Here is a 12,440-nt window from a genome sequence, read left to right as displayed (position 1 = left end):
ACCTTCGGCTGAAGGCAGTTTTGCCGCCTGCGGCGGCGGGCGCCCTGCGGGCGCGTCCTCAAACGCCGGACGGGCTTGATCGGGCTCAGCCCCATCAAGCCCGTCCAGTGGCCCGGAGGCCCGCCTGTAAAGCCCTAATCCGCCCGTACCACCGCTTCCGCGCCCGCGAGGTTCACCGTGAGCCCGGAGCGCAGGGGGAGGGTCTGGCCGGGGGCCACCGACTGCGAGGTGCCGTCGGTGCGGCGTGCCGTCCATGCGGTGTCCGAGCGGTTGGCCAGGCCGAACTTGCCCGGCTTCCTGGGGTGTTCGACCAACTCGGCCACCAGGGTGGCGTCGGTGTAGTCGTGCCGGGGCGGCTCGGCCCGCACATGGTGGGCGTGGAGCCGGGCGGCGTGGCCGAGGCGGACGTGCCGTTCGGTACGCGGTGGCGGCGTGGTGATGACCAGCCGCGGCGGCAGCAGCAGGGTCCGTCCGCAGGACCAGCAGGCGCGGGCGGTGGCCGAGCGGGGCTCAGTCATGTTCTGACGGCCGCAGGACGCGCAGACGACGATCGTGTCGCGCACCTCGCTCAGGGCGTCCCGCCATTGGGATTCGCGCACCCGCCGGGAGGCGTCGCGCAGGCCCTCGGTGAAGTTCTGGATGAAGAGCTTCCGCAGGGCCGGGGGTGCGGCGGCCCAGGTGGCGAGGACGGTGCCCTGCTCGGTGGGGTCGGGGGCGTTGCGGCTGTCGTCGGGGTCGAAGATGAACAGCGGGCTCTTGCCGTAGAGCTTGCGTTCGGCGGCCTCGTCCAGGCAGCGGATGGCGAGCTCCGCCTTGCCCTTGAGCGGGTGGTGGTTCATCAGCAGCATGAAGAGCAGGACGGACAGGGAGTGCAGGTCCGTCTGGGTGCCGGGGATGGCGCCGCTGTCGCCGCGGACGAGCTCGGGGGCCATGAACTCCATCGTGCCGGAGATGCCGCTCGCCTCGCCCTCGACCACCGCGTTGTCGTTGTCGCAGACCAGGACGTCGCCGGTGGTGGGGTCGAAGAAGATGTTGCCCCAGGAGATGTCGCGGTAGGCGATGCCCCGGGAGTGCAGCGTCTGGTACGCCTCGACCATGTGCAGACCGGCGGTGACGAGCGCCTGGGGGGAGGTGCGCAGCCGGCGGCGGAACAGCGCGGGCAGGCCCTTGAAGCGGTCGGGGCGTACGTCCATGAGGTAGCCGAAGCCGTCGCCCCGGCCGGTGACGAACGACTGGGGCCACAGGAAACGGTCGTCGTCGAAGTCCCGGCCGACGAGCTCCTCGACGATCTTGCGCTGTTCCGCCGTGGCGCAGGCCGGGTAGTACCACTTGAGCGCCTTCTCGCCCTGGTCGGTCGAGACGCGGTAGACCTCGCCCTGGCCGCCGGCGCCCAGCATCCCGGTCACCACGGCTTCGTGGCCGTCGTCGATGGTGAGCCGGGCGCCGTTGTCGAGCATGCCGGACATCAATTCTCCGTTTCCCGATGGTGTGGTGCGTCCTGCGGAGGTGCGCTCTCCGGCGGTGCGGCGTGCGGGGGCGTCGGATCCTGTCGGAGCCGCTCCCGCGGGTCACCGCTCTGGGCCGTGCTCATGTCCCCGCTGACCGCCGGTGGCCGCCAGGCGGCGACCACGGTGGTGTCGTCGCCCGAGTACTTTCCCGCGTGCGCGAGCCAGCCCGGCAGGGCCTCGCGGATCTCTTCGGCTCCCACGGTGTCCAGCCGTTCGCCCAGCTCGCGGACGAACTGGACGAACCCCTCCTGGGCCGCGAAGCTCTTCGACAGCCCGTCCGTGGAGAGGGTGACGCAGCGCGGCATCCGGTCGGGGTCCGCGACGGGCGCCCAGTGCACCCGCATCAGCTCCCACGCCCGGGGGGCGCACAGCGACTCCGTCTCGTCCCCGAGTTCCGGCTCGGCCGGGGCGAGCGGCGCGCCGATCGAGCCGTCGGCCTCGACGACCATGAGGTCGCCGTCCCCGAGCTGCCAGGCGGCGAAGAGGCCGGGCACGAGGACGGCGCCGAGCAGCGTCGTGCCGTACGGGCGGAAGGCCCCGCTGTCGTCGGACGCGTCGGCCGGCGGATGGTCGCGCAGGTGCCGGCGGACCTCTTCCTGCCAGTCGCGCACGATCTCCCGGGGCAGCCAGTGGCCGGCCGCGTGACGCAGCCGGCGGAGGTCCTCGGGCGCCCGCGCCCGCTCGGCGAACGCCCGGCCGCACCGGATGAAGACGTCGACGGCGAACCGCGAGCCGAGGTGGCTGCGGGTGTAGGCGGCCGAGCCGTGCCCGTCGGCGACGGCGAGGACGAGGATGTCGTCAGCCGGGGCGTCGGTGTCGTACCAGTCCTGATTGCGGACCTTGGCGGGGCCCTGGACGCTGCCCCGCAGGATTTCCCAGTGCGGCACGCTCACCACACGGCGTCGTCATCGTCGTCGTCGAGCGTGGGCGGCGCGAACGCGGGCCCGGGTGCCTTGGTGAGGCCGCCGGCGACGGGCTGCGAGGCCGCCTTCACCGCGGCGGTCGAGGCCCAGCGGATCGCCGCCGCCAGCTGCTTGGGGCTGTTCGCGTCGAGCACGGGCAGCTCGGGGTTGCCGAGGAATTCCTGCAGGACGCCCCGGTCGGCGTCCTGGCCGATGGCGATGGCCACGCGTACGGCCTTCTTGCCCCAGGGCGTCGCGTCGATGGCCTTGAGGCCCGTCCGCCACTCGTCGAGGGGCTGGCCGTCCGACACCAGGGCCAGCACGGGCTTGAGCGCCCGCTGCGGCATGGGCGGCGTCTCCAGCTCGCGGGCGGCCAGGCTGAGCGCCGCGCCCAGGTTGGTGCCGCCGTCGACCTGGACGTCCTGCCAGGTGAAGTCGTCGATGGAGACGGGGACGGGCGTGTGCCACTGTGCCGTGGTGGAGAAGGTCATGACCCGCACCAGCAGCTGGGCCGCCGGGTTGTCGTGCGCCACCGACCGCATCTCCGGGATCGCTTCCCGGATCGCGTAGTTGAGCTGCCCGATCTTCTCCCCGGACATGGAGTACGAGCAGTCGAGGATCCAGATGAAGTGAACCGGACGGTTCTCCATCGGGCCTCCGGGAATGTCGCTCACGTCGACATCACCCTCCGTTCAGCATGAGCAGGACGATAACCACGGCCGCGCCACCCACCATTGCGGACGCGGCGACGAACAGACCCAGTACGACGCGGCGTTGCCGCGCGGTGTGGGTGGGCACCCCGGTGGGTGCGTGGGTGGAAGCGGGTGTCACCTGGGGTGGTCTCCCTCGTCGTTCGGGGACAGCGTCGACACTAACCGGGTCTGTGCGGCCCGTCAGCGTTTTCCCGCCCCACGGGCCTCGGCGACCTCGGCCGCGAGCAACTTCCCTACGGGAAGTCCCGTTTGTGACAGCAGCCAGAGGACCGGTTCGGCCGCCCGGCGCTGTTCGCCGCTCTGCGCGTCCGCTCCCGTGGCGGCGTGGGCGCTGACCGCCCAGTAGCGGGTGCGGCCGAAGCTGTGGTCGAGACCGCGGACCAGATTGCCCAGGCCGACGCTCTCCAGCCAGGAGTCGATCCGCGGGCCGGGCACGGGCAGGGAGACCAGCTGGTCGAGGACGTCCCGTTTGGTCACCACTGTGGCGACGGGGGTGCGCCGGCGCCGGCCGGTCAGTGCCTGCATCTCCCCCGCCAGCCGGTCGTAGGTGGCGGTGGGGCCCTCCGGGGAGGGGCGGGCGGAGACCGCACGCGGCGCGTCGTCGCCGCCCAGCCGGGCGCGCACCCCGGGTTCGGCCAGCGCGTCCACGACCATGACGACCCCGGTGGCGTGCGCGAGGTACTGCTGTTCGCGGACCGTCCTCGCGTCCCGCAGCGTCTCGCCCATCGGGTCGTACAGATACAGCAGCCGGCGGCGCCGTCCGCGGGAGACCCGGAGCATGAAGGCCCGCGGCTGCCGGGCGGTGGTGGCGTGGGCGAAGCCGTCGCCGGCCAGCTGCCGGTCGAGCGCGTCGAGCTCCCGCGCGTCCTCGACGGTGGCGAACTCCACCTCCAGCGACCCGCGCCGGTCCCAGGAGCGCAGCCCGGCGACCATGGCCGCCAGCAGCATCGTCTTGCCCGAAGACGTGCCGCCGACGATCGGCACGTGGACGATCCGCGCGGCGGCCAGCTTCCGGGGCAGCCGCTCGGCGCAGTGCGGGCAGTGCCCGGTCAGCGCGTCACGGCCGGCCGGGAGGCTGGTGGCGAGCTTCCGGCCGCACGCGCAGATCCGCCACAGCGCGCCGAAGCGGCCCGGGCGCAGGCGTGCGTGGGAGGCGCCGCAGTCCGGGCAGTGGTAGACCGGCAGGGCGATCGGCCGGTAACAGCCGGGGTAGGGGCACTTCATGCGGACACCGCGGGCGAGCAGTCCGGCTCTTTCCACGGCCCGCACGGCGAGGGCGGTCGCGGCGAGGGCCGCGCACACCACGGCGACCAGCAGGGCGAGCGTCAGCAGTATGACGGCGAACAGTCCGGCGGTGCAGACCGCGGCGAGGGCCGCGCCGACGGCGACACCCAGGCCGGTCAGCCACAGGACGCAGCGGGTGAAGCCGTTCACCCCCCGGGAGCCGCTCGGGCGGCAGCCGCGCAGCAGATTGCGCGTGATCCGGCCGAACCACTCCTTGGTCAGGGTGTGTTCGACGGCGCGGGTGCCGCTGCGCGCGGCGGAACCGATGTCCTTCCACACCTGGCGGAACCAGTACGAGAAGTGGGCCGGTTCGCCCGTCGTGCCGGGCCGCTCGACGCGCGGGTCGGGGGCGCCGGGCTGCCACGGCCCCAGGCAGCGGCCGGTGGTGCTGAGAGCGCGCCAGAGGAACTCCGGGGCGGTGCGCAGGAAGACGGCGAGTACGCACAGTTGGAACGGCCCGCTCAGTAAGTAGGTCATCGGCCGGGCTCCTCTCCGGGGCGCTCGATGTCTCCCGGCCCGTAGGCGGGCCCGGGTGCCCGGCCGCCGCGGCCGCGCCAGCGGCCGCCGAACCGGCCGAGCACGCCGGGCCGGTGCCAGTCCCCGAAGGCCTCGGCCCAGCCGCCTCCGCGTCGTCGCAGGGCCTCCAGGAGGGCGTCGACGTCCTCGGCGGGCATCCGGCGCACCACGGGCTTCAGCACGGAGGCCAGCAGTTCGGTGCGGGTCCGCTCCCACAGCGGGTCGGCTCCGGAGGCGGTGTGCCAGGCGACGAAGCAGGCGGCCGCGTACGACGGGGAGCGGCGCAGCGCGCTGCCGACGCCGTCGCCGCGGGCCCGCTCGGCGTAGGCGCGCAGCAGCGACTCGTCGCCGGAGCCGACGAGGGCCCGCAGTTCGCCGGGGGGCTGTCGTTCGGCCAGCAGCCGGTCGGCGAGGGCCGTGCCGAGGCGTTTGTCGATGCCGGGTTCGAGCGGGGCCGCCTGGGGTCGTACGGCGAGTGCCCGTTCGGTGAAGCCCGGCTGGGCCTCGCCGGTGGTCAGCTCTCCGGCCAGTTCGAGGAGGAGCAGCGCGGCCCGCTGCCGGGGGGCGAGATCGCTCGCGCAGTGGGCGAGCAGGGCCTTGGCGAGGTCGGGTGCCTCCCGGTCGTCGGGGGCGCTGTCCAGGGCGGCCCGGATGAACACCTCGTCGAGGCCCGCCGCGCGGTGCCAGGCCGCGGGGAGCAGTGCGAGCAGGGTGCCCGCCTCGACCGGGCTCAGGGGGCGTTCGCCCTGGACGAGGCGGAAGGCGGCGCGCAGGACGGACGGTTCGGCCCGGTGCTCGGCGCCGGCGGCCTTCATGAGCGCGTCGAGCAGGGCCGGACGGTCGGGTCGCAGCCGGCCGTCGGCTGTCAGGGCGCCGAACTCGCGGGCCATCCTGAGGTGGGGGTGGTCGGTGAGGTCCACGTCGGGCAGTTCGGTGAGGGCATGGCAGACACGTGCCGGGTCACCGGTCGCGGCGTGCTGGTCGAGGGTGTCGAGCACGGTGGCGGTGAGGGTGCCGTGCGGGGCGAGGGCGGTGCGCACGGCTCGGCGGTCCTCGGTGGTGCCGTCCAGCAGGGCGGTGGTGAGGCGGGCGGTGAGGGCGGGCAGGGCGGTGGCGGGGTCGGCGCGGAGCGCGTCGGCGAGGCCGAGCAGGGCGAGGAGCGGACCGAGGGGGCTGTCGGGGTCGGCCGCCGCCCGGTCGAGTGCGTCGTGCAGATCGCCCCTGAGGGGGGCGGTGGCCGTGTCGTCGGCCAGCCGGGAGAATTCCTCGGCGAGCCCGGCGAGTGCCGTCCATTCCTCGGGGGTGCGGTCCGTGCCGCCGGCGGCGAGGGTGGTGAGCAGCGGCGGCCAGAGGGTGTCGTCGGCCCCGGTGTGCTCGTGGGCCGCGCGGGCCGCGGCGGTGCGCCCGGTGGCGTCGAGGGCGATGCCTGCGCGGGCCGCGAGGACGGCCAGCAGCCCGGCGTCGGGGCCGGTGTCGTGACCTGGGCCGGGGCCGGTCCGGGCCGCCTCGGCGAAGAGTTCGGGCCGGTCGGCCAGCCAGACGCGGGCGGCGACGGCCGCCCAGGGGTCCGGCTCCCGGCGGGCGGGGCTGGAGTGGCCTCCGGCGCAGTCGTGGACGCGGTAGCGGTGGTCGGCGGCGGCCCCGGCGAGGTCGAAGTCGGCGTCCGGGAGGGTGCCGACGATCTGCTGGCGGGCGAGCTGGGGCCGGCGGGTGTAGGTGGTGAAGGTGAGCCGGTCGGCCCGGTCGCGGGGCAGGACGGCGCTGGCGACGGCGATCCAGTGCGCGGTGTCGGCGGTGTCGCGTTCGACGACGAGGAGTTGCGGGGCGTCGGGGGTGCGCAGCAGGGCTCGTACGTCGGCGAGGAAGGGTTCGAGCCGGTCGGCGCGGGCGCGGCAGAAGCGGATCAGCCCGGCGCGGTCGACCCGCCGGGCGGGGGTGAGGGTCGTGAGCGGGCCGGGGTGGCGCTCCTCGGGGGTGCGGTCGCTCCACGACGGTGACTCCCACGCCTCGATGGGCAGCAGTCCGCCGGGCAGGGAGCCGTCCTCGGGCAGGCGGACGGCGTGGGCGTGGAAGTTTCCGTAACGGCCGCTGTAGTCGGTGCCGGTGTAGACGGTCCGGCACAGCAGTCGGCTGCCGTCGGAGAGCGTGCTGTGGCTGAACGCGACGGGGAACACGGCGAGTTCGTCGCGGGTCGGGCGGCCGGGGGCGTCGCGCGGGGGTTCGTAGCCCACCAGTTGCTCGACCTCCCCCAGCAGCGCGGTGGGCAGGGCGGCGCTGACAGCGGTGAAGCGGAATCCGGAGCCGTCCGGGCCGGGGGCGGCGGAGGTGTAGTGCAGCTGCGGCAGGTTCACGCGGCTCCCTTCTTGGCCTTGCGGACGGGCAGCAGGCCGCGGCGGGCCAGCAGCCACAGCAGGGGGTCCTCCACGCGGGTGGGCTGGGGGCCCGATTTGGGGGCGTCGGCGGGGGCGTCGGCCGGTGGCGGGGCGCCGAGCGCGGAGAGGCCGAAGAGGGCGACGTCGGAGAAGTCGCTGTCGAGCTGCCGGCACAGCGCCCCGCCGTCCCAGCCCTCCAGCAGCGAGCGCACCTCTTCGTGGACGACGGGGCGCTCGGCCTCGTCCAGGGCGCCGCCGTGGTGCGGGGCGTTGTGGTGCAGCGGCGACCGGGGGGAGAGCAGCGGGCGCAGCATGTCCGTCTTGGTGAGCGCCACGGCGATGGGGGTGGACAGGCGGCCGCGGGAGCCGGAGCGGCCGTGGCCGCGCAGTTGGGCGGCGACGTCGGCGGCGATCTGCTGGGGCGCGGTCTCCACCGGCGGCAGGGGCGGCCCGCCGGTGCCGCCCAGCTCTTCCCTGACGGGCGCCATCTGCAGCGGGTCGACCAGCAGGATGATGCCGTCGGCGGCGGCGAGGTAGGCGGTGTAGCGGTCCATGGCCTCGGCGTTGCGCAGGTCCTCGCCGGCGGCGTCGAAGAAGACGAGGGCGGTGTGCCGGCTGCTTTCGCCGAACCGGCCGCGGTGGGGCACGCTCAGCCGGTACAGCAGCGGGTCGTTGAAGCCCAGCGCGGCGGGTCTGGTGGCTTCGGGGAGCTGGAGCCGTTCGTAGAGTTCGGCGGCCATGTCCCGGTCGCGGCGCTGGGTGTCGCTCCCCATCGCGGCCAGCGACGCCCGGTAGGCGCCGCCGACGCGGTGTCTCAGCTCGTTGACGAGCACGGCGACGTAGGTGCTCTTCCCGGTGGCCTTGGCGCCCACCAGGGCGATGATGCGGCTGTCCTGGTCGCAGTAGTCGCTGGGCAGGTCGCTGTGGCACTGCCGGCAGACCCGTACGGGGGTGGCGACGCCGCAGCCCGGGCAGTCGGCCCGCTTGGCGCCGAGGCGGAAGGCCCGCGGCGGGTCGAAGACGGGGCCGCGCATCCGGGCCTGCGGGGCGACGGAGGTGCCTTTGAACTGGGCCCAGACATCGTCGCGTTCGGGGTCGCACTTGGTGCCGCCGCGGATGCCGGAGGCGGACATCAGGCAGCGGTAGCCCAGCCGGCCGGACTGGCCTCGGGTGAAGCAGTAGGGACAGATGACGGTCGTCATGTCAGCGCACCACCAGGTCGTTGTGCGGGGGTTCTTCGAGTCGTACGGCGGGGGCGTGCGGCCCGGTCAGGAAGGCTCGCAGGGTATACGGGCGGCGGACTCCCGCGTCGGCCACCGCGGTGTCGAGGTCGCGCCGCACGGGCCCGGCGAGCAACTCCGCGCCGCTCAGGCGCAGTACGGGCGTGCCGTCCCGCACGGTGCGCGGCGGGGCCGGTGCCTGGCGGGGAGCGCTGCCCGCGCGGGCGACGAGCACGAACTCCGGCAGTTCGGGGGCGGCTTCGCCGACGGGACCGGCGGGCTCGGGGGTGTCGGCCCGGACGGTGACGCGGCGGCGGGCGGTGAGGAAGCCGGGGCGGTCGAGCGCGTAGCTTATGGCCACGTCGGCGGGGAGCGCGGTCTCGGCGGCGGCGGGCGGGACGACGACGTCCGCGTCGGCGACCGCGAGCGGTTCGACGCGAAACCGTGCGGCCGCGCGGGTGATCGCGAGGTGGAGGCCCTCGCGGAGATAGGCGCTGCGGGTCAGCCGCCGCTCGTGCGTCGCGCCCGACTGCCACCAGCGGACGAGGACGCGGTCCGTGGCGCGCGGCCAGTCGAAGGTCAGCCGGGCGCGGGTGGGCTCGACGCGGCGGGCCGTGAGCTCCGGCACGCCTTCGGGCACGTCGACGCGCACGCTGGGGCCCGCGACGGCCCGGTCGCCGAGGACGGTGACGGCGGTGAGGCGGGTGGTGGCACCGGCCGGCGGACGGTACGCGGCGCTCCCCGCCCGGGGTGCTCCGCACGGGGGCCAGGCCGGCTCGGGTGGCAGGTCGGCGGCGGGGGTGCGCAGGTCCTCGCCGGGCGCGGGGGGCGGCCCGGGCCAGTCGAGGAGCCGCACCTGGCCACGGGCTCCGCCGGTCCAGTCGACGGTCAGGACGCCGGGGGTGTCGCCCTGGCGTACGGTCAGGCCGGTCACGGGGTCGGGCCACGGGTGGACGGTGCGGTGGGCGGGCACCCCCGGGGACCGGACCTCCCGGCCCGCGGCCGTGCGGTAGACGCAGTGGATCCGGTAGCGGTGCTCGCCGGGCGGCAGGCCCTGGTCGGTGAACCCGTGCGGGCCTGCGGGCACATCGGTGGCCGCCGGGTCGGGGCCGGTCCGCAGGACGGTGACCCGGTGGGTGCCCGGCGGGGTCCGCCACCGGGCGTCGACGCGGGCCCGGCCGTCGGTCAGCGTCACGTCCGACACCTCGGGTGCGACGAGGACCTCGGCGCTGACGAGCGGTCTTCCCGCGATCCGGCCGCCGTCGAGCGGCAGGGCGGCGTAGCGGACGCGTTCGCCGAGCGGCGCGACCCCGTCGACGATGTCGCCGCCGCCGGTGGGCGCGGCGGTGGTGACTTCCGCCCACTCGTCGCGCCCCGCCGCGCCGCGCAGGAGCCGCCAGGTGCGGCCCTCCGGGGGCTGTTGGGGGTCGGTGGGCCAGCGCAGCCGTACGCCGTCCTGCCGGACCTCGGCGCGCAGAACGGTGGGGCGGCAGGTGCGCAGGAGGCCGTGCAGGGCGTCGGTGTCGTCCTCGGCGGTACGCAGGGCGCGCAGATAGTGGTCGGCCGCCGCGTCCGTGGCCACGCGGCGTTCCAGGGCGTGGGCTTCCTGGAGCAGGGCGTCGGTGCGGCGGGCCCGGGACGCGACGCGGGTCACGAGGTGGGCGAGGCGCTGATCGCCGGCCGGGGCGGGTAACTGCCGGGTGAGGGCGTGGGCCCGCCGGGTGTGCCCGGCACGCCAGACGTCGACCAGGGTCTCCGCCGCCGTGCGGGCGGCGGGCGTGGGCCGCGCGGCGCGGCGGGCGGCGTGGGCGAGGGCCGCGGCTTCGGCGGGGTCGACACCGAGGGCCGTCGCCGCCTCGACACTGGGGCCGCGCGGGGTGTCGCGCAGCAGGTGGAGGAGTTGGTACAGGACGACCCGGCGCAGCCCCATCGGGTGCTCGGCGAGGGCGGCGTCGTAGCGGGCGAAGAGGGCGCGCACCGGCTCCGGGGCGCCCGCGCGCAGGGCCGCGTCACGGACCTCGGCCAGCAGGGCGCGGTCGACGTGTCTGCGGCGTCCGCCGCGGCCGGGCACGCGCAGCCCGTCCAGGATCTGGAAGTACGCGCCGGGGGTGGCGCGGGTGCTGCCGGGCGGCAGCAGCGCGTCGGCGGCATGCCGGAAGCCCGCCGCCCGTTCGGCGGTGCGGAGTTCGGCCCAGCCGGGTACGAGAGGGGAAAGCGGCATGTCCGGCAGGGCTTGTGGCAGCCCGAGGAGATCCCCGAAGTCCCGACCCATTGCTCTCGCCCCCGTGCCCCGCGCCCCGTTCCGTGCGAAGTGACATCCCACCAGATCCCGGGGGCTCTCGCCCGGGCTTTCGAAGAAAGGGCGGGCGGGAGGGCGGGGAAGGTCAGGCCTGACCCTCGGCCTCCACCACCCGGGTCAGCAGGGTGAGGAACTGTTCCCGCTCGGCGGGGGTGAGCGGGGCGAGCAGTGCCTCGTTCGCCTCGTCGCCCAGTTTCGCGAGCCGGGTGAGACGCCTGCGGCCCTCGGGGGTGATGGTGATCGCGTTCTTACGGCGGTCGTCCGGGTCGGGAGTACGGGTGACGAGGTCGTCGGCCTGGAGGTCGTTGAGGATGCCGACCATGTCCTTGGGGTCGAAGCCGGTGGTGCGGCCGAGTTCGGCCTGGGCCACCGGCCCGAGGTCGGCGACGGCGGACAGCACCGCGTGGTGCGGCATGCGCATGCCCTCGCGGGCCAGCGCCTCGCCCACGAGGCGGCGGCCGCGTGCGGAGGCGCGGCCCAGCAGCCAGCTGGGCAGGGAGCGGATCCGGGTGAGGGCGGGCTCGTTCTCTGTCATGGCGGCACCCTATCCACCGAATCATTGGGGACCCCCACGAAAAACCATTGGCCTCACCCATGAATTCTCGTATCGTTGGTGCCGCCAACGACATCCGCGGAGGTGGAGGAAACCCATGCGTCGCGTCCGGTATCACGAGAACGGCGGCCCCGAGGTCCTGCGCGTCGAGCAGACCGACGTACCGCGGCCGGGCCCCGGCGAACTGCTGCTGCGCACCGAGGCGATCGGCGTCACCCTGCCGGTGGTCCGCAAGGTCCGCGGCGGTGGTCTGCCGCTCCCCGCGAGCCTGGGCGGCGAGGTCGCCGGGGAGATCGTCGCCGTCGGCCCGGACGTGACCGGCTTCGCGGTCGGCGAGCGCGTCACGGGCCTGTGCTTCGGCGACGGCTACGCCGACTACTCCCTCCTCCACTCCGCCATGGCCTCACCCGTCCCCGAGGGTGCGAGCGCCACCGACGCGGTCGCGCTCGTGCGCTGCGGGCTGGTCGCCCTCGGCGCCTACGAGGCCGCCCGCCCGGCCGAGGGCGAGTCGGTGCTGGTGACAGCGGCCGCGAGCGGCGCCGGGCACCTCGCCGTGCAGCTCGCGAAGGCGCGTGGCGCCGGGCGGGTCGTGGCCGCCGTCGGCTCGGCCGCGAAGGCGGACTTCGTACGGTCGCTGGGGGCGGACGAGGTCGTGACCTACGACGAACTCCCCACCCCCGGCGGCCCCAAAGCGGCCACGATGCCCTTCGAACCCGTGGACATCGCCCTGGACGCGGTCGGCGGCGAGCTGCTCTCCCCCGCCGTCGCCTCGCTGGTACCGGGCGGCCGGCTGGTGGCGTACAGCTCGGGCGGCGGGACCATCGAGGCGTACGACCTGCTGGTGGGCGCCAAGTCCGCCATCGGCTTCCAGATGGCGCTCGTCGCCCGCCATCGCCCCGCGCTGATGGAGCGGTGGCGGCAGGAGCTGTGGGGACTGTTCACCGCCGGGGGGCTGCGGCCGCACGTCCACGTCGAACTGCCGCTGGAGGAGGCGGCCACGGCGCACGCGATCATCGAGTCCCGCACCAACCGGGGGAAGGTGGTCCTGCGACCCGTGTGAGCGCATTCGGCTC

General features: G+C 75.1%; 10 protein-coding genes. 1 reads left to right on the top strand and 9 read right to left on the bottom strand.

Features of this window, described 5'->3' with window-relative positions; translation table 11 throughout:
• Positions 1–134: 134 nt before the first annotated feature.
• The 9 genes from AB8O64_RS30205 to AB8O64_RS30165 all read right to left on the bottom strand — a co-directional run bounded on the left by AB8O64_RS30205 (position 135) and on the right by AB8O64_RS30165 (position 11,349).
• Positions 135–1,466 (bottom strand): protein kinase, encoded by a 1,332-nt coding sequence (locus tag AB8O64_RS30205; RefSeq protein WP_370422592.1) that lies wholly within the window; start codon positions 1,464–1,466, stop codon positions 135–137.
• Positions 1,466–2,395 (bottom strand): PP2C family serine/threonine-protein phosphatase, encoded by a 930-nt coding sequence (locus AB8O64_RS30200; protein ID WP_370422591.1) that lies wholly within the window; start codon positions 2,393–2,395, stop codon positions 1,466–1,468. The genes AB8O64_RS30205 and AB8O64_RS30200 overlap by 1 nt, the downstream gene beginning before the upstream one ends.
• 2 nt (positions 2,396–2,397) lie before the next feature.
• Complete coding sequence (locus AB8O64_RS30195) at positions 2,398–3,060, bottom strand: VWA domain-containing protein (protein ID WP_365374950.1); 663 nt, start codon at positions 3,058–3,060, stop codon at positions 2,398–2,400.
• A gap of 31 nt (positions 3,061–3,091) precedes the next feature.
• The gene (locus AB8O64_RS30190; protein WP_365374874.1) at positions 3,092–3,241 is read right to left on the bottom strand and encodes a hypothetical protein; all 150 of its coding nucleotides are present in this window, start codon (positions 3,239–3,241) and stop codon (positions 3,092–3,094) included.
• A gap of 62 nt (positions 3,242–3,303) precedes the next feature.
• A complete protein-coding gene (locus AB8O64_RS30185; RefSeq protein WP_370422589.1) occupies positions 3,304–4,884 on the bottom strand; it encodes a hypothetical protein in 1,581 nt (526 codons plus the stop codon).
• The gene (locus AB8O64_RS30180) at positions 4,881–7,274 is read right to left on the bottom strand and encodes a GTPase-associated protein 1-related protein (RefSeq protein ID WP_370422588.1); all 2,394 of its coding nucleotides are present in this window, start codon (positions 7,272–7,274) and stop codon (positions 4,881–4,883) included. The genes AB8O64_RS30185 and AB8O64_RS30180 overlap by 4 nt, the downstream gene beginning before the upstream one ends.
• Positions 7,271–8,497 (bottom strand): hypothetical protein, encoded by a 1,227-nt coding sequence (locus tag AB8O64_RS30175; protein ID WP_370422587.1) that lies wholly within the window; start codon positions 8,495–8,497, stop codon positions 7,271–7,273. Before AB8O64_RS30175 ends, AB8O64_RS30180 begins: the two co-directional genes overlap by 4 nt.
• A gap of 1 nt (position 8,498) precedes the next feature.
• Positions 8,499–10,736 (bottom strand): hypothetical protein, encoded by a 2,238-nt coding sequence (locus AB8O64_RS30170; RefSeq protein ID WP_370422586.1) that lies wholly within the window; start codon positions 10,734–10,736, stop codon positions 8,499–8,501.
• A gap of 163 nt (positions 10,737–10,899) precedes the next feature.
• Positions 10,900–11,349, bottom strand: a complete 450-nt coding sequence (locus tag AB8O64_RS30165) for a MarR family winged helix-turn-helix transcriptional regulator (RefSeq protein ID WP_370422584.1) — start codon at positions 11,347–11,349, stop codon at positions 10,900–10,902.
• 115 nt (positions 11,350–11,464) lie between these two features.
• On the opposite strand from AB8O64_RS30165, the gene AB8O64_RS30160 reads away from it, so the two are divergent.
• Positions 11,465–12,427, top strand: coding sequence for a zinc-binding alcohol dehydrogenase family protein (locus tag AB8O64_RS30160; protein ID WP_370422583.1), 963 nt, complete (start codon positions 11,465–11,467; stop codon positions 12,425–12,427).
• The last annotated feature ends 13 nt before the right edge of the window (positions 12,428–12,440 follow it).

It is taken from the genome of Streptomyces sp. QH1-20 (assembly GCF_041283565.1).
Lineage (GTDB): Bacteria > Actinomycetota > Actinomycetes > Streptomycetales > Streptomycetaceae > Streptomyces > Streptomyces syringius.
This window is presented reverse-complemented; position numbering and strand designations above follow the sequence as displayed.